Origin of the sequence: Streptomyces sp. TLI_053, assembly GCF_900105395.1 — a bacterium.
In the GTDB taxonomy this organism is placed as follows: domain Bacteria; phylum Actinomycetota; class Actinomycetes; order Streptomycetales; family Streptomycetaceae; genus Kitasatospora.
The window spans coordinates 4,817,983-4,833,226 of record NZ_LT629775.1; the positions used below are offsets into that span (position 1 = coordinate 4,817,983).

The 15,244-nt window shown below is 73.1% G+C and carries 14 protein-coding genes and 2 tRNA genes; 11 read left to right on the forward strand and 5 right to left on the reverse strand.

Annotated elements, in window-relative coordinates; genetic code table 11:
- Window positions 1-105 precede the first annotated feature (105 nt).
- From BLU95_RS19395 to pyrE, 5 genes are all read left to right on the forward strand, one after another.
- Entirely contained in the window at window positions 106-1,296 is a 1,191-nt protein-coding gene (locus tag BLU95_RS19395) for a pyridoxal phosphate-dependent aminotransferase (protein WP_093861146.1), read from the forward strand.
- Between the two features lie 444 nt (window positions 1,297-1,740).
- Window positions 1,741-2,268 (forward strand): DUF2617 family protein, encoded by a 528-nt coding sequence (locus BLU95_RS19400; protein ID WP_093861147.1) that lies wholly within the window; start codon window positions 1,741-1,743, stop codon window positions 2,266-2,268.
- Between the two features lie 142 nt (window positions 2,269-2,410).
- Window positions 2,411-4,060, forward strand: coding sequence for a spermine/spermidine synthase domain-containing protein (locus BLU95_RS19405; protein ID WP_353653575.1), 1,650 nt, complete (start codon window positions 2,411-2,413; stop codon window positions 4,058-4,060).
- 129 nt (window positions 4,061-4,189) lie between these two features.
- Window positions 4,190-5,455: a hypothetical protein gene (locus BLU95_RS19410; RefSeq protein WP_107452584.1), complete on the forward strand. Its 1,266-nt coding sequence runs from the start codon at window positions 4,190-4,192 to the stop codon at window positions 5,453-5,455.
- Between the two features lie 51 nt (window positions 5,456-5,506).
- On the forward strand, window positions 5,507-6,043 hold the full coding sequence (gene pyrE / locus BLU95_RS19415; RefSeq protein ID WP_093861149.1) for an orotate phosphoribosyltransferase: 537 nt from the start codon (window positions 5,507-5,509) through the stop codon (window positions 6,041-6,043).
- Window positions 6,044-6,165: 122 nt separating this feature from the next.
- Here the strand turns inward: pyrE and BLU95_RS19420 are convergent, their stop codons facing one another.
- Window positions 6,166-6,885 (reverse strand): DedA family protein, encoded by a 720-nt coding sequence (locus BLU95_RS19420; RefSeq protein ID WP_197698774.1) that lies wholly within the window; start codon window positions 6,883-6,885, stop codon window positions 6,166-6,168.
- A gap of 150 nt (window positions 6,886-7,035) precedes the next feature.
- Here BLU95_RS19420 and fbaA point away from each other — a divergent pair, with 150 nt between their 5' ends.
- From fbaA to BLU95_RS19435, 3 genes are all read left to right on the forward strand, one after another.
- On the forward strand, window positions 7,036-8,277 hold the full coding sequence (fbaA, locus tag BLU95_RS19425; protein ID WP_286158640.1) for a class II fructose-bisphosphate aldolase: 1,242 nt from the start codon (window positions 7,036-7,038) through the stop codon (window positions 8,275-8,277).
- 56 nt (window positions 8,278-8,333) lie between these two features.
- The gene (locus BLU95_RS19430; RefSeq protein WP_093861152.1) at window positions 8,334-8,747 is read left to right on the forward strand and encodes a DUF3151 domain-containing protein; all 414 of its coding nucleotides are present in this window, start codon (window positions 8,334-8,336) and stop codon (window positions 8,745-8,747) included.
- 352 nt (window positions 8,748-9,099) lie between these two features.
- Window positions 9,100-9,933: a DUF3152 domain-containing protein gene (locus BLU95_RS19435; RefSeq protein ID WP_093861153.1), complete on the forward strand. Its 834-nt coding sequence runs from the start codon at window positions 9,100-9,102 to the stop codon at window positions 9,931-9,933.
- A gap of 70 nt (window positions 9,934-10,003) precedes the next feature.
- Here the strand turns inward: BLU95_RS19435 and BLU95_RS19440 are convergent, their stop codons facing one another.
- From BLU95_RS19440 to purS, 4 genes are all read right to left on the reverse strand, one after another.
- On the reverse strand, window positions 10,004-10,840 hold the full coding sequence (locus BLU95_RS19440; protein WP_093861154.1) for a sterol carrier family protein: 837 nt from the start codon (window positions 10,838-10,840) through the stop codon (window positions 10,004-10,006).
- A 72-nt stretch (window positions 10,841-10,912) separates the two neighbouring features.
- Window positions 10,913-13,168, reverse strand: coding sequence for a phosphoribosylformylglycinamidine synthase subunit PurL (gene purL, locus BLU95_RS19445; RefSeq protein WP_093861155.1), 2,256 nt, complete (start codon window positions 13,166-13,168; stop codon window positions 10,913-10,915).
- Window positions 13,168-13,845 (reverse strand): phosphoribosylformylglycinamidine synthase subunit PurQ, encoded by a 678-nt coding sequence (gene purQ, locus BLU95_RS19450; RefSeq protein ID WP_093861156.1) that lies wholly within the window; start codon window positions 13,843-13,845, stop codon window positions 13,168-13,170. The genes purL and purQ overlap by 1 nt, the downstream gene beginning before the upstream one ends.
- A complete protein-coding gene (purS, locus tag BLU95_RS19455; protein WP_078879748.1) occupies window positions 13,842-14,102 on the reverse strand; it encodes a phosphoribosylformylglycinamidine synthase subunit PurS in 261 nt (86 codons plus the stop codon). The genes purQ and purS overlap by 4 nt, the downstream gene beginning before the upstream one ends.
- Before the next feature lie 460 nt (window positions 14,103-14,562).
- On the opposite strand from purS, the gene BLU95_RS19460 reads away from it, so the two are divergent.
- The 3 genes from BLU95_RS19460 (at window position 14,563) to BLU95_RS19470 (ending at window position 15,190) form a co-directional block, all read left to right on the forward strand.
- The gene (locus BLU95_RS19460) at window positions 14,563-14,880 is read left to right on the forward strand and encodes a histone-like nucleoid-structuring protein Lsr2 (protein WP_030304494.1); all 318 of its coding nucleotides are present in this window, start codon (window positions 14,563-14,565) and stop codon (window positions 14,878-14,880) included.
- Window positions 14,881-15,007: 127 nt separating this feature from the next.
- Window positions 15,008-15,080, forward strand: a tRNA-Gly gene (locus tag BLU95_RS19465).
- A 34-nt stretch (window positions 15,081-15,114) separates the two neighbouring features.
- Window positions 15,115-15,190 (forward strand) — tRNA-Gly (locus BLU95_RS19470).
- Window positions 15,191-15,244: the final 54 nt, after the last annotated feature.

Here is a 15,244-nt window from a genome sequence, read left to right on the forward strand (position 1 = left end):
GTGGCGGGCCGTCCTTGTCCCCGGGCCCCCTCGGGCCCCAGGATGGGCCGACCGGGCCCCGGAACGGACCCGACCGCCGCCGCCACCGAGGTACGAGGAGCCGTGATGGGTGCGAGGCCGCTGCTGAACCGTCGTCTGGACGGGCTCGGTACGACGATCTTCGCGGAGATGTCCGCGCTGGCCACCGCCACCGGCTCGATCAACCTCGGCCAGGGGTTCCCGGACACCGACGGCCCCGAGGAGGTCCGCGAGGCCGCCGTCCGGGCCCTGCGCGACGGCCGCGGCAACCAGTACCCGCCCGGCCCGGGCGTCCCCGAGCTGCGCAGCGCGATCTCGGAGCACCAGCGGCGCCGCTACGGCCTCGCGTACGACCCGGACACCGAGGTGCTGGTCACCGCCGGCGCCACCGAGGCCATCGCCGCCGCCCTGCTCGCCCTGCTGGAGCCCGGTGACGAGGTGATCGCCCTCGAACCGTTCTACGACTCCTACAGCGCCTGCATCGCGATGGCCGGTGCGGTCCGGGTGCCGCTCACCCTGCGTGCCCCCGAATTCCGCCCCGACCTGGACCGGCTGCGCTCGCTGGTCACCCCCCGTACCCGGCTGCTGCTGCTCAACTCGCCGCACAACCCGACCGGCCTGGTCCTCTCGCCCGAGGAGCTCGCCGCCGTCGCCGAACTCGCCGTCGAGCGCGATCTCCTGGTGGTCACCGACGAGGTCTACGAGCACCTGGTGTTCGAGGGCGCCCACCACCCGATCGCCGCCCTGCCCGGCATGCGCGAGCGCACGGTCTCGATCTCCTCGGCCGGCAAGACCTTCTCCTTCACCGGCTGGAAGGTCGGCTGGGTGACCGGCACCCCCGAGCTGGTCGCCGCCGTCCGCACCGCCAAGCAGTACCTCACCTATGTCAGCGCCGGTCCGTTCCAGTACGCCGTCGCCGAGGCGCTCGCGCTCCCCGACAGCTACTTCGACGGCTTCCGCGCGGATCTGCTGCACAAGCGCGACCTGCTCGCGGACGGCCTCGACGCGGCCGGGTTCCGGGTCTTCCGCCCCGGCGGGACCTACTTCGTCACCACCGACATCACCCCGCTGGGCGAGCAGGACGGCATCGAGTTCTGCCGCACCCTGCCCGAACGCTGCGGGGTGGTGGCCATCCCCAACGCCGTCTTCTACGACGACGCCGACGCCGGCCGCCCGCTGGTCCGCTTCACCTTCTGCAAGCGGGTGGACGTGCTGGAGGAGGCGGTCGACCGACTGACCCGGCTCCGTCCCGTCGACCGGACCTCTCGCACGTCCTGACGATTCGTCAGTTCGCCCGGCGGGCAGCGGTCTTGCTGCCTTCCGGGCAATTCCTCGTGCCTGCGCGGCAGGGCTTCGCCCGGGCCCGGTGCCGTGCGCCCGGCACATCCGGGGCGAGAGCGCACGCGTGGTGCGAACAGCGCGCAAGCCGCGTACACGGCGTGCGGGCCGGGACGAAAGGCGCGCGCGGTGCACAGTCGCACACCGGGTCGATCAGAGCAGCGAAGCCGATGTGCTCGAAACGGTGAATGCTTGACAAAGTTGGGTAAATCACCGACGGACCCGGCGTATTCGTGCTTCTCTGCTGCTGAATCTCCAGCCGGAATCCTTCCTTCCACGGTCGGCCGCGCCCTGGACCGCACAGCCACGAACAGCCCCGCCTTGACCCGGGCCCGATCGCTGCTGCTCGGAGGGCGCGCACGGAGCTGAAACGCGGAGCCGAGCATGCTCACCACTTTGCAGACCTCCTACACGGACACCCGCGCGGGTGACCTGGCCTGGTGCCTGGGCGGCGAGCCGCTGCCCGCCCTCGCGGTCCGCGACCTGAGACTCGACGGCCCCGGCCACCCCGGCCCGTCCGGCACCCTCCAGCTGCGCCTGCTGGGCGCCTCCCACCAGGTGGCGATCGCCGCCGGCCCCGGCCACTGCCTGGAGACCGTCGCCTGCCTGCCCGGCCGCCGCACGCCGCTGCCGGCCCGGGTGGCCAAGCAGGTCGACGGCTGGGAGTACGAGTTCGCGGCCCGGATCGAGGCCCTCCCGCCGCACGACTTCGCCGCCCGGGCGCAGGAGTTGCTCGCCCTGGTCGAGGGCCACCCGCGCGGCCTGGCCGGCGTGTTCCCCGGCGATCCCAGCGCCTTCACCGCGCTGGTCACCCAGGGCGGGGCGGACCGCCTGCTCTGGCGCACCTGGCACGCCTATCCGCAGGAAGGACGGCTGGTCTGCACCCGCTCCTCGCTGGTGGTCTCCCGATGACCGGCACCGACCCCACCGAGCCGTGCATAGCTCCAGCCGCGCGCCTTCATTCGTACGCAGGAACGATTCGTCAACCTGCGATACCGCCCTGTCCGTCGAATGGGCGCAGCCGTCCGTCCCGAACGTCGCCTAGCGTTTGTTCGTGATCAATCATCCGGTCGGTCCGCCCCCCGCACAGCCGGGCCTCGACCTCGACGGCGGCAGCCCACCCCGGCCCGGGCGGAGCCTGACCTCCCTGCCCGCCCGCCGTCGGTCCCGCGTGCGTGCCCGCCCCGAGCTCGCCCGGCTGGTGGTGCTGCTCGCCGCGTTCGTCTGCGCGGCCTGCGGACTCGTCTACGAGCTGGAACTGGTGGCCCTCGGCGACTATCTGCTCGGGGACTCGGTCACCCAAACCTCGGTCGTGCTCTCCGTCATGGTGTTCGCGATGGGCCTCGGCTCGCTGCTCGCCAAACGCTTCACCCGCCGGCCCGCCACCGCCTTCGCCCTGGTCGAGTGCGCCCTCGCCCTCACCGGCGGCCTGTCCGTACTGGCGCTCTACTCCTGCTGGGCCTGGATCGGCCGCTACCAGGCCGCGATGGTCGGCCTGACCTGCCTCATCGGCGTCCTCATCGGAGCCGAGATCCCGCTCCTGATGACCCTGGTCCAGCGGATCCGCCGCGAGGACGCCGGGCGCGCCGCCGCCGACCTCTTCGCCGCCGACTACGTGGGCGCGCTGATCGGCGGCCTCGCCTTCCCGTTCCTCATCCTGCCCCTCCTCGGCCCCGGCAGCGGCGCACTGGTGACCGGCGCCGTCAACGCCGTCGCCGGGGGCGCCCTGGTGCTCTGGCTCTTCCGCGAGGAACCGGACCCCCGGGTCCGGCGGCTGCTGTGGGGCGGCTGCGCGCTCGTCCTCGCCCTGCTCGCCTCGGCCGCGCTGTGGTCCGGCGCGGTCGAGCGGGCGGCGCGGCAGGCCCTGTACGGCGGGCAGATCCGCTCCGTCAGCCAGAGCCGGGACCAGGAGCTCGTGCTCACCGGCCCGGCCGAGGGCCCGCTGCGGCTGTACGTCGACGGCCGGCTCGCGGTCTGCGGACCGGACGCCTACCGGGGCGACGAGGCGCTCGTCCACCCCGCCATGGCCGCCGGACCGGACGGTCGGGTGCTGCTGCTCGGCGGCGGCGACGGGCTCGCGCTCCGGGAGGTGCTGCGGCACAGCGGCGTCCGCTCGGTCCTGGTGGTCGACCCGGACCCGGCGCTCCCCCGGCTCGCCCGCACCGACCCGGGCCTGGCCGCGCTCTCCGGCCGGTCCCTGGACGACCCCCGGGTGCGCACCGCCGAGGCCGACCCGCTGGACTGGCTGCGCGGCGTCCGGCCCTCGCCCGGCCAGTCCTTCGACGTGGTCCTCGCCGACCTGCCCGCCCCCGCCGACGGCGGGCCGGTGAAGTTCCACTCCCAGGAGTTCTACGGCCTCACCACCCGGCTGCTCGCCCCGGGCGGACGGCTCGCCGTGCGCGGCGGCGAGGAGCAGCACGGGCGCCAGGGGCTGTGGCAGGTGGAGTCCGGGCTGCGGGCGGCCGGGCTGCGGACCGTCCCGTACGCCGTCGCGGGCAGCGCGACGGCCAGTTGCCGCCCCGGGCCGGAGAGCAGCCAGAGCTTCCTGCTCGCCGCGGCCGCCCAGCCGCCGCTCACCCTCTCCCCCGACGCCCCGCCGCCCCGGGCCCTGACCGCGGACGGCCTGCGCGCCTCCGCCGCCCGGCTCACCGCGCTGCGGCCGCTGCGCCCGCCCGCCGCCCTCACCCTGCTCGGCCCGCACTGACCCGGCTCCGCCGGCCGCCGGCCCCACCGGTCGGGGCCGGCGGCCGGGCGGCGGCGAGCGGGCGAGCCACGGCGACAGGTAGGGGACAGGGCGGCGCCGGGCGCGGGTTCGGTCGGTAGGCTCCGTGACATGGAGCATGAGGTTGTCGTCCCGATGCCGGCCGGGCAGGTCCGGCAGGCCCTGCAGGATCCGGCGCTGCTGGCGCGTTCCGTGCCGGGGCTGAGCACCGAACCGGCCGCCGTCGGCAGTGGCCCGGCGGAGGAGATCGGGGGGCGGCTGAAGCTGCGGATCGGCAGCTCCACCATCACCTACAAGGGCGTGCTCTCACTGATCGAGGGCCGCGAGGGCGTGCTGACGGCTTTCGCCGAGGGCCAGGAGGCACGCGGCAGCGGCGAGGCGACCGCCACCGTCCGGATCAGCGTCGCCGAGGGCGCCGGGGAGGGCACCTCGGTGGTGCGCTTCACCGGTGACCTGAGCGCCACCGGGCGGCTGACCGAGTTCGACGGCGAGACGCTCGACGCGGCCGGCCGCCGGCTGCTGGACCGTTTCGCCACTGCCCTGACCTCGCCGGACGGCGCCGCCGGGACCGGCCCGGACGGCGAGGCCGAGGACGAGAGCGGGGCCGAGAGCGGGGCCGAGGCCGGGAGCGGAGCCGGGCCGGAGGCGGAGGCCGTCACCGGGACGGGCGCGGACGCCGCCGGGCAGGCCCGGGACGCCGGGGACACCCGGGAGCCCGACGGGTCCGACGGGTCCGACGGGTCCGACGACACCGGTGATCCGGACGACTCGGAGGACTCCGGCGACTCGGAGAACGCCGAGGACGCCGAGAACGCCGAGGACTCCGAGGACTCCGCCACGGTGGTGTTCCTGGAGAACCGCCACGAGGCCCTCGACGAGGACCGCGAGGACGAGCCCGGCGACGACCTCGACGACGACCTCTCCGACCTCATCGCCTTCTCCGACGCCGACGCGGAGCGCTTCGGCCTCCCGCTCGGCGACCCGGACGAGGCCGACGACGTCGACGAGCCCGCCGCCGGCGAGGCCGGGACCGGCACGCCCGCCGCCGGGATCGAGCGCGAGGTCTCCGCCGAACTCCCCGCCGAGCCGCCCTTCGGCTACGAGCCGGAGCCGGTGCTCGGCGGCCCGGTCCGCCGCAGCATCGTCGGCCGCTCCGCCGAGGAGGTCGACCACGCCCCGCCGCGCGGCCCGTACGCCCCCGCCCTGCCGGCCCGCAGCGCCCGCGCCCGGGCCGCCTCCCGCTGGGGCGGCGACGCCGGCGGCATCGTGGTGCCCGGAGTGGGCGGCCGCAGCACGGTGCCGTGGATGATCGGCGGCGGGGTGGCCCTGCTGGGCGGCACCGTGGTGCTGGTCAGGGCGCTGCGCCGTCGCCGCTGACCGGCCCGGGACCGGGGCGGGCCCCGGAGGCAGGCCCTAGACTGGACGTCCATGAGCAACGACCGCGACGCCCTGCTGGCACAGATCAAGAACAAGGCCGTCGTCCACGGCAAGGTCACCCTTTCCTCCGGCAAGGAGGCCGACTACTACGTCGACCTGCGCCGGATCACGCTGGACGGCCAGGCCGCTCCGCTGGTCGGCCGGGTGATGCTGGACGCGACCGCGCACCTGGAGTACGACGCCGTGGGCGGGCTGACCCTGGGCGCCGACCCGGTCGCCGCCTCGATGCTGCACGCCGCCGCCGCGCGCGGCCGTGAGCTGGACGCCTTCGTGGTCCGCAAGGCCGGCAAGGCGCACGGCCTGCAGCGCCGGATCGAGGGCCCGGAGGTCAAGGGCCGCCGGGTGCTGGCCGTCGAGGACACCTCCACCACCGGCGGCTCGGTGCTGACCGCCGTCGAGGCCCTGCGCGAGGCGGGCGCCGAGGTGGTCGGCGTCGCGGTGATCGTCGAGCGCGGCGGCGCCGCCGCGGTCGAGGCCGAGGGCCTGCCCTACGTCACCGCGTACACCCTGGACGACCTGGGCCTCTGAGCCCCGACACCCGCCCGACCGAACGGCCGGGGCCCGGTGCTGTTTCACGTGAAACAGCACCGGGCCCCGGCCGTTGTGCTCGGTGGAAACGTCCTCGGTGGAAAACGTCCTCGGTGGACGGCTCAGCCGCGCCGGTGCCGGCCGCCGCCGGCCTGGACGGCGTCGGCGTTCTCGGTCTCGGGACCGGCGGCCTTCTTCTTGCGGCGCTCGCGGAGCACCTCGACCAGCATCGGCGAGATCGAGAGCAGCACGATCAGCAGCACGGCCGGGATCAGGTACTTGTCGATCACCGGGGCGAGCGCGTCACCGAAGAAGTAGCCGATCAGCAGCATCGACTCGGTCCACAGCACGCCGCCGACGACGTTCCACAGGAAGAAGGTCCTGGCCGGCATCTCCAGGGTGCCCGCGACCGGGTTCAGGAAGGTCCGGACGATCGGCATGAAGCGGGCGAGCACGACGGCCTTGCCGGGGCCGAAGCGGTTGAAGTACTCCTCGGCCTTCTGCACGTACTCGCGCTTGAAGATCTTCGATTCGGGCTTGTCGAACATCTTCGGTCCGACCTTCACCCCGATCTGGTGCCCGAGCTGGGCTCCGGCGATCGCCGCGATGGGCGCCCCGATCAGCAGGGTCGCGATCGGCAGCCGGTGGCCCTCGCCGAGGACCGACGAGGCGGCACTCGAGGCGGCGACACCCGCGATGATGAGCAGCGAGTCACCCGGGAAGAAGAACCCGACCAGCAGGCCGGTCTCCGCGAAGATGATCGCGATCAGCCCGATCGCACCGAGGGACGAGATCAGTGATTTGGCGTCGAGCAGATTGACGGCCAGCTGGTTGTAGTCCACGGCCGCAGGATAGCGGGCCCGTCTTCGTCCGGGCCTCGCCCCAGGGGGTCGGTGGGTGCTCATCCTTTCGTCGCACGTCACCGCCGTACCGGGGGCGCGGCCCCGGGAACGGCGGGCCGCCGGGGGCGGCCGTCCCGACTGGCGGGCCGCATGGTGGAGGCGGTGGGCATTCTGGGAGGATGGCACCGGCGACCGGCCGCGGTGGCGAACACCCTCATCGCCGCTCCGCGGCCGCTGCCTCTGACCTCGGTACCGGTCAAGCCGCACGCAGAGCCGCGCACCGGCCCCGGTACCCCGGAGTCGTCACCAGGCGTACACAGCGTCGGACAGCACCGTCCGTACGCCGCACACCGACAGGAGCGGATTCGCATGCCCATCGCAACTCCCGAGATCTACAACGAGATGCTGGACCGGGCCAAGGCGGGCAAGTTCGCCTACCCGGCGATCAACGTGACCTCCTCGCAGACCCTGCACGCCGCGCTGCGCGGCTTCGCCGAGGCCGAGAGCGACGGCATCATCCAGATCTCGACCGGCGGCGCGGAGTTCCTGGGCGGCCAGCACAACAAGGACATGGTGACCGGCGCCGTCGCGCTCGCCGAGTTCGCGCACATCGTCGCCGCCAAGTACGACATCACCGTCGCGCTGCACACCGACCACTGCCCGAAGGACAAGCTGGACGGCTACGTCCGCCCGCTGCTGGCGGTCTCCGCCGAGCGCGTGGCCAAGGGCCAGAACCCGCTGTTCCAGTCGCACATGTGGGACGGCTCCGCCGAGACCCTGAGCGACAACCTGGCCATCGCCGAGGAGCTGCTCGCCCAGGCCGCCGCCGCCAGGATCATCCTCGAGGTCGAGATCACCCCGACCGGTGGCGAGGAGGACGGCGTCACCCACGAGATCAACGACGAGCTGTACACCACCGTCAACGACGCCGTCCGCACCGCCGAGGCCCTGGGCCTGGGCGAGAAGGGCCGCTACCTGCTGGCCGCCTCGTTCGGCAACGTGCACGGCGTCTACAAGCCGGGCAACGTCGTGCTGAAGCCGGAGCTGCTGCGCGAGCTCCAGGACGCGATCGGCAAGCAGTACGGCAAGAACGACCCGTTCGACTTCGTCTTCCACGGCGGCTCCGGCTCGACCACCGAGGAGATCGCCACCGCGCTGGAGAACGGCGTCGTGAAGATGAACCTGGACACCGACACCCAGTACGCGTTCACCCGCCCCGTCGCGGGCCACATGTTCGCGAACTACGACGGTGTGCTGAAGGTCGACGGCGAGGTCGGCAAGAAGAACACCTACGACCCCCGCACCTGGGGCAAGCTGGCCGAGGCCGGCATGGCCGCCCGGGTGCTCGAGGCCGCCCAGCAGCTGCGTTCGGCGGGCAACCGCCTGAAGTAGGGGCCCCCGCCCCCAGTGGTCCTGCGTCCATGCCCCCCGGTGGTTCACTGGGGGGCATGAGCATTCACGAGAACCTCCTCGGGGGTCCCGCCCCGACGCACCTGCCCGCCGAGCCCGGCCCGCTGGAGCTGATGGCCGGCGGCGCCTCCCCGGCCGAGGTGGCGGCGAAGTTCCCGACCTCCTCGTTGGCTTGGGCCCAGCTCGCCGACGACGCCTTCGCGGCCGGCCGGGTCGTGGAGTCCTACGCCTACGCCCGTACCGGCTACCACCGCGGCCTGGACGCGCTGCGCCGCAGCGGCTGGAAGGGCCACGGCCCGGTGCCGTGGGAGCACGAGCCGAACCGCGGCTTCCTGCGGGCGCTGCACGCGCTCGGCCGGGCCGCCGCCGCGATCGAGGAGAAGGAGGAGGCGGAGCGCTGCGCGCAGTTCCTCCGGGACAGCTCGCCGACCGCCGCCTCGACCCTGGGCTGACACCCGGACGGCCGTGCCCCGGTCCGCCCGCGAACCCGCCGCCCCCGGTGCCCGACAGGGCACCGGGGGCGGTTTTTGTCCGTTCTGTGCATACCCCGTACGTGGACATTCACCGGTCCGCCATGCCAGGGTGGGCGGGCCAGGGGGGCGCGCACGTCAGTTCGAGGTTTCGCGGCCCCACGGGTCGACAGAAAGCCCCAGCGTGCCCGCGAGCAGTCCCGTCCGCCGTCCCCGTACCGCCGCACACCCCGGGCGGCGCCCCGCGCGCCGCGCGGGCGGATCCGGCGGCCGGCCCCGCGGCGGGGCGGGCTCCCGTCGCCGTCGGCCGCCCCGGCGCCGGATCGGGCCCGGCATGCTCACCGCGCTGCTCGCCTCGGTGCTGATCCTCGGCGGCACCCTGTTCGTCCTGAACCGCCCCGGCACGCTGCCCGGCGCCGACCGGACCACCCGGGCCAGGGTCGCCCCGCCGGACGGCACCGCCACCGCCCCGGCCGTGCCCACCACCGCGGTGCCCCCGGCCCCGCAGTCCGGGCCCCCGGCGGCCGCGGCTCCGGCACCGGCCGCCCCCGCCGCTCCGCCCGCGCCCGCCGCCACCCCGCAGCCGACGGGCCCGGAGACCCCGGCGGCCAAGGGCGCCGGCACCTTCACCGTCGCCCAGGGCTCCGCCGACCCGGTCGGCCGGGGCACCGTCCGCCGCTACCGGGTCGAGGTCGAGGACGGCATCGGCATCGACCCGGCGGCCTCCGCCGCCCGGATCCAGGGCATCCTGGCCGACAAGCGCGGCTGGACCAACGACCGCCGGAACGGCTTCCAGCTGGTCTCCACCGGTGCCTACGACTTCACCGTGAAGATCGCCTCCCCCGCCACCGTGGACCGGATCTGCGGCGCGGCCGGGCTGGACACCCACGGCGAGGTGAACTGCAACGTCGGCAACCAGGTGGTGGTCAACGTCAAGCGCTGGACCATCGGCTCGCCCCAGTTCGACGGTCCGATCGACGAGTACCGGGCGCTGGTGATCAACCACGAGGTCGGCCACCGGATCGGCCACGGCCACGAGGGCTGCCCCGGCCCCGGGAAGCCGGCACCCGCGATGATGCAGCAGATCTACGGGCTCAAGGGCTGTACCGCCAACGCCTGGCCGTACAGCGCCGACGGCGGCTACCTGGGCGGTCCGGCCGTCCCCTGAGACCCGCTCTCCCCCGGGCCCGGCCGTCCTTCAGGGCCCTGGGGCCTCCGGGGGCCCCGCGGGTCCCGGGTCAGGCCAGCACCGGCAGGTACGCCCCCAGGTCGCTGCGCTCACCACTCGCCGAGACCGTGGCGGCGGCCACCGCGTCCGCCCAGCCGACGCGGCCGGTGGCCAGCCGGATCCAGGTCAGCGGGTCGGTCTCGACCACGTTGGGCGGCGTGCCCCGGGTGTGCCGCGGCCCCTCGACGGCCTGCACCACCGCGTACGGCGGCACCCGCAGCTCGACCGCGCCGCCGGGCGCCCGGTCGGCGAAGGCGTCGGCGAGCAGCCGGGTGACGGCGGCGACGGCCTGCTTGTCGTGCGGGAAGTCCGCGGTCCCGAGCGCATCGGCCAGGTCGTCGGCGTGCACGACCGTCTCCACCAGCCGGGTCACCCACATGTCGGTGAGCAGCATCGAGCCGAGCCGGATCTCGAACCGCCGGGCCGGGTCCTGGTAGTCGGTCCCGGCCAGGACCGCGGCGAGCCCCGCCACGGCCTCCTGGAAGGCCGCCGCCACCGCCGCCGGCCCGCCCCCGAACCCGCCCGCCGGGTCCGCCGCCCGCGCCCGGGCCTGCTCGTCGAGCAGCGGGGCGACCGTGCCGACCCGCTCGACCCACCGCAGCAGGTCCAGCGGCGGCCGCCCCTCCGGCGGGTCCTCGACGTGCGCCGGCACCCAGTCGATCTGGACGGCCAGGTGCGCGATCAGCTCGCGCACCCGCCACTCCCCCAGCCGGGTCGGCCGGTCGAGCAGCTCCCCGGCGTCCGGACGGGCGCAGAGCAGCCGCACGGCCTCGTTCAGCGCGTCGATCTGCCCGGCGAGCGCGGCGCGCACCTTCTCGGGCCGGTAGGTACGGGACTTGGCAGGCATGGGGCCCAACATACGCCGAGGGGCGGACGGTCCTGGAAGGACCGTCCGCCCCTCGGGCGGCAGCGTCGCCGATCAGGCCAGCAGGGCCTCGATGACGCCGGTGTGGGCGTCCTTCAGCTCCGTCAGCGGAACGGTGAACTGCCCCTGGACGTCCAGGGAGTCGCCGTCCACCACACCGATGCGGACGGCCGGCAGGCCCCGCGCGGTGCACATGTCGTTGAACCGGAGCTCCTCGCTGCGCGGCACGGCCACGACGGCGCGGCCGGCCGACTCGGAGAACAGGAACACGAACGGGTCCATGCCCTCGGGCACCACGATCCGGGCACCCCGGCCGCCCTTGAGGCAGCTCTCCACCAGCGCCTGGCCCAGGCCGCCGTCGGAGAGGTCGTGCGCGGCGTCGACCATGCCGTCCCGGGAGCCGGCGATCAGGATCTCGGCGAGCAGCCGCTCGCGCTCCAGGTCGACCTTGGGCGGCAGGCCGCCCAGGTGGTCGTGGACCGCCTGCGACCAGGCCGAGCCGCCGAGCTCGTCCTCGGTGTCACCGAGCAGGTAGAGCAGCTGCCCCTCCTCGGCGAACGCCATCGGGGTGCGGCGGGTGACGTCGTCGATGACGCCGAGCACCGCGACCACGGGGGTCGGGTGGATGGCGACCTCGCCGGTCTGGTTGTACAGCGAGACGTTGCCGCCGGTCACCGGGGTGCCCAGGGTCAGGCAGGCGTCGGCGAGGCCGCGGGTGGCCTCGGCGAACTGCCACATCACGTCTGGGTCCTCGGGGGAACCGAAGTTGAGGCAGTCCGAGACCGCGAGCGGCTTGGCACCGCCGGCCGCGACGTTGCGGTACGCCTCGGCGAGGGCCAGCTGGGCGCCGGTGTACGGGTCCAGCTTGGTGTAGCGGCCGTTGCCGTCGGTGGCGACCGAGACGCCGAGGTTGGTCTCGTCGTCGATCCGGATCATGCCCGAGTCCTCGCCGTGCGAGAGCACGGTGTTGCCGAGCACGTACCGGTCGTACTGGTCCGTGATCCAGGACTTGGAGGCCTGGTTCGGGTGCGAGGCGAGCTTCAGCAGGTCCGCCTTGAGGCCCTCGCCGGTGGTCGGGCGGGCCAGCCGCTCGGCCGTCGGGGCGTCGCCCTGCAGCGCGTCCTGCCAGCTCGGGCGGGCGTACGGGCGCTGGTAGGTCGGGCCCTCGTGGGCGACGGTGCGCGGCGGCACGTCCACCACGAGCTCGCCGTGCCAGAAGATCTCCAGCCGCTCGCCGTCGGTGACCTCACCGATGACGTTGGCGATGACGTCCCACTTCTCGCAGATCTCGAGGAAGCGGTCGATCTTGTCCGGCTCGACGATCGCGCACATGCGCTCCTGCGACTCGCTCATGAGGATCTCCTCGGGCGAGAGCGTGTGGTCGCGCAGGTGCACCGTGTCGAGGTCGATCCGCATGCCGCCGGAACCGGCCGAGGCCAGCTCGGAGGTGGCGCAGGACAGCCCGGCGCCGCCGAGGTCCTGGATGCCCTTGACCAGCTTCTCCCGGAAGATCTCCAGGGTGCACTCGATCAGGAGCTTCTCCTGGAACGGGTCGCCGACCTGGACCGCCGGACGCTTGGCCGGCTTGGTGTCGTCGAAGGTCTCGGAGGCGAGCACCGAGACGCCGCCGATGCCGTCGCCACCGGTGCGGGCGCCGTACAGGACGACCTTGTTGCCGGCACCGGAGGCCTGCGCGAGGTGGATGTCCTCGTGCTTCATGACACCCACGCACAGCGCGTTGACCAGCGGGTTGCCCTGGTAGCAGGAGTCGAAGACGACCTCGCCGCCGATGTTCGGCAGGCCCAGGCAGTTGCCGTAGCCACCGATGCCCGCGACGATCCCGGGCAGCACGCGCCGGGTGTCCGGGTGGTCGGCCGCGCCGAACCGCAGCGGGTCCATCACGGCGACCGGGCGGGCGCCCATCGCCAGGATGTCGCGGACGATGCCGCCGATGCCGGTGGCCGCGCCCTGGTAGGGCTCGATGTACGACGGGTGGTTGTGCGACTCGACCTTGAAGGTGACCGCGTAACCCTGGCCGACGTCGACCACACCGGCGTTCTCGCCGATGCCGACGAGCATGGCGTCGGTCTCGGGCTTCTTGTCGCCGAACTGCTTCAGGTGGACCTTGGAGCTCTTGTACGAACAGTGCTCCGACCACATGACCGAGTACATGGCGAGTTCCGCGCCGGTCGGGCGGCGGCCGAGAATCTCCCGGATCCGGGCGTACTCGTCCTGCTTGAGGCCGAGCTCGGCCCAGGGCTGGGCGGCGTCCGGGGTCTGCTCGGCGTTCTTGACGGTGTCGAGGCTCATCAGGCGTTCACCAGCTGCTTCAGGACGGAGGTGAAGAAGCCCAGGCCCTCGGTGGTGGGACCGGTGAGCGGCTCCACGGCGTGCTCGGGGTGCGGCATCAGACCGACGACATTGCCGGCGGCGTTGGTGATGCCGGCGATGTCACGGTACGAACCGTTGGGGTTGACGTCGAGGTAGCGGGCGACCACCCGGCCCTCGGCCTCCAGCTCGTCCAGGACCCGCTCGTCGGCGACGAAGCGGCCCTCGCCGTTCTTCAGCGGCACGACGATTTCCTGCCCGGGGGTGTAATCCCCGGTCCAGGCGGTGCCGTTGTTCTCGATCCGCAGCTTCTGGTCGCGGCAGACGAAGTGCAGCGAGTCGTTGCGGGTGAGCGCGCCGGGCAGCAGGTGGGATTCGCACAGCACCTGGAAGCCGTTGCAGATACCGAGAACGGGCATTCCCTGCCGGGCCTGCTCGATGACGGTCTCCATCACCGGCGAGAACCGGGAGATCGCACCGCAGCGCAGATAGTCGCCGTAACTGAATCCGCCCGGCAGGACGACGGCGTCGACCTGGTGGAGATCCTTGTCACGGTGCCAGAGGGCGACCGGCTCGGCGCCGGCCAGGCGGACCGCGCGCCGGGCGTCGCGGTCGTCGAGGGAGCCGGGGAAAGTGACGACGCCGACGCGGGTGGTCACTTGCCGTCCTCCTCGACGCGGACGGTGAAGTCCTCGATCACGGTGTTGGCGAGAAAGGTCTCGGCGGCTTCGCGGATACGGGCGAGCGCGGCGTCGTCGACCGGGCCCTCCAGCTCCAGCTCGAAACGCTTGCCCTGGCGGACGTCGGAGATCCCGGTGAATCCGAGACGGGGCAGCGCGCGCTGCACCGCCTGTCCCTGGGGGTCGAGGATCTCCGGCTTGAGCATGACGTCGACTACGACGCGTGCCACTGGCACTCCCGGTGGTGTCTTCGTGAGGCGGGGGAACTCCAGACTACCGGGGGTTTCGGGCGTGTTTGCTGGCCGGGGACGGTGACGCGCGTAGACCGACGACCCTTACGCCACAAGGGCTCCACCTGCCCGCCACCCCCCGCCGGGTGCCCCTTTTCGCCGGATTCCGGAGCCCCCGCGAGAACCACCGAAGAGCACCCGAATACCGGCACTCCGGACAGATCGGCCAGTCGAGTGCACCGGTATCCGGCACCCGGCGAAGACACGTGAATATCCGGAAAAGAAAGCCGGACTCTTCGATTTCTCCCCGCTTCGGGTGCAGAATAGGGCCACCTGCCGCGGCGAGTGCTGCGTATCCGGCACGGCCATCCGGCCTGCCCGTATGCGCTTGCGCGAAGGGTGCACATCAGGCCCCGGGGCGCACCCGCGTCCTTGTCGGCCGAATTGCCCGAGAGGATTGACACCCATGGCTCAGCGTGTAGTTGTCACGCTCTCCGACGACCTGGACGGCGGCGCGGCCGCAGAAACCGTCCACTTCGGCGTCGACGGGAAGTCGTACGAGATCGATTTGTCCGTGGACAACGCGGAAAAGCTGCGGGAGGCCCTCGCCCCGTTCGTCGCGGCCGGCCGCCGCCAGAGCCGTACCGGAAAGTCCTTCCGCCGCACCGCCCTCACCCCCGACCCGGCCGCCGTGCGCGCCTGGGCCCAGTCCCGCGGCATGGAGCTGCCCGCCCGCGGCCGCATCCCGAAGCACGTCTACGAGGCCTTCGCCGAGGCGAACTGACCGCCCCGGCACCGGTCGTCCCGCCCTCGGCAGAAGGGTGGGGCGACCACCCCGAAAGATGCTGTAGAGTATTCCTCGTCGCCGCAACGGAGAGATCCGGAGAGGCGGCGGGTGCCCCAGGCACCAGGCGGACGTGGCTCAGTTGGTAGAGCATCACCTTGCCAAGGTGAGGGTCGCGAGTTCGAATCTCGTCGTCCGCTCGCAGTAGCGAGCACAACTCAATAGTTCCATCCTGCGGACGTGGCTCAGTTGGTAGAGCATCACCTTGCCAAGGTGAGGGTCGCGAGTTCGAATCTCGTCGTCCGCTCCAGTACGAAGGGCCCTCTCGGAAGAGAGGGCCCTTCGGCGTTTCCCGCTCCGGGCG

Coding starts and splice junctions, on each gene's coding strand:
- BLU95_RS19435 (WP_093861153.1), top strand. CDS start 9,100: ATGCTCACCGCGCTGCTCGCCTCGGTGCTGATCCTCGGCGGCACCCTG.
- fbaA (WP_286158640.1), top strand. CDS start 7,036: ATGGTGGAGGCGGTGGGCATTCTGGGAGGATGGCACCGGCGACCGGCC.
- BLU95_RS19440 (WP_093861154.1), bottom strand. CDS start 10,840: ATGCCTGCCAAGTCCCGTACCTACCGGCCCGAGAAGGTGCGCGCCGCG.
- BLU95_RS19430 (WP_093861152.1), top strand. CDS start 8,334: ATGAGCATTCACGAGAACCTCCTCGGGGGTCCCGCCCCGACGCACCTG.
- pyrE (WP_093861149.1), top strand. CDS start 5,507: ATGAGCAACGACCGCGACGCCCTGCTGGCACAGATCAAGAACAAGGCC.
- purL (WP_093861155.1), bottom strand. CDS start 13,168: ATGAGCCTCGACACCGTCAAGAACGCCGAGCAGACCCCGGACGCCGCC.
- BLU95_RS19410 (WP_107452584.1), top strand. CDS start 4,190: ATGGAGCATGAGGTTGTCGTCCCGATGCCGGCCGGGCAGGTCCGGCAG.
- BLU95_RS19400 (WP_093861147.1), top strand. CDS start 1,741: ATGCTCACCACTTTGCAGACCTCCTACACGGACACCCGCGCGGGTGAC.
- BLU95_RS19395 (WP_093861146.1), top strand. CDS start 106: ATGGGTGCGAGGCCGCTGCTGAACCGTCGTCTGGACGGGCTCGGTACG.
- BLU95_RS19460 (WP_030304494.1), top strand. CDS start 14,563: ATGGCTCAGCGTGTAGTTGTCACGCTCTCCGACGACCTGGACGGCGGC.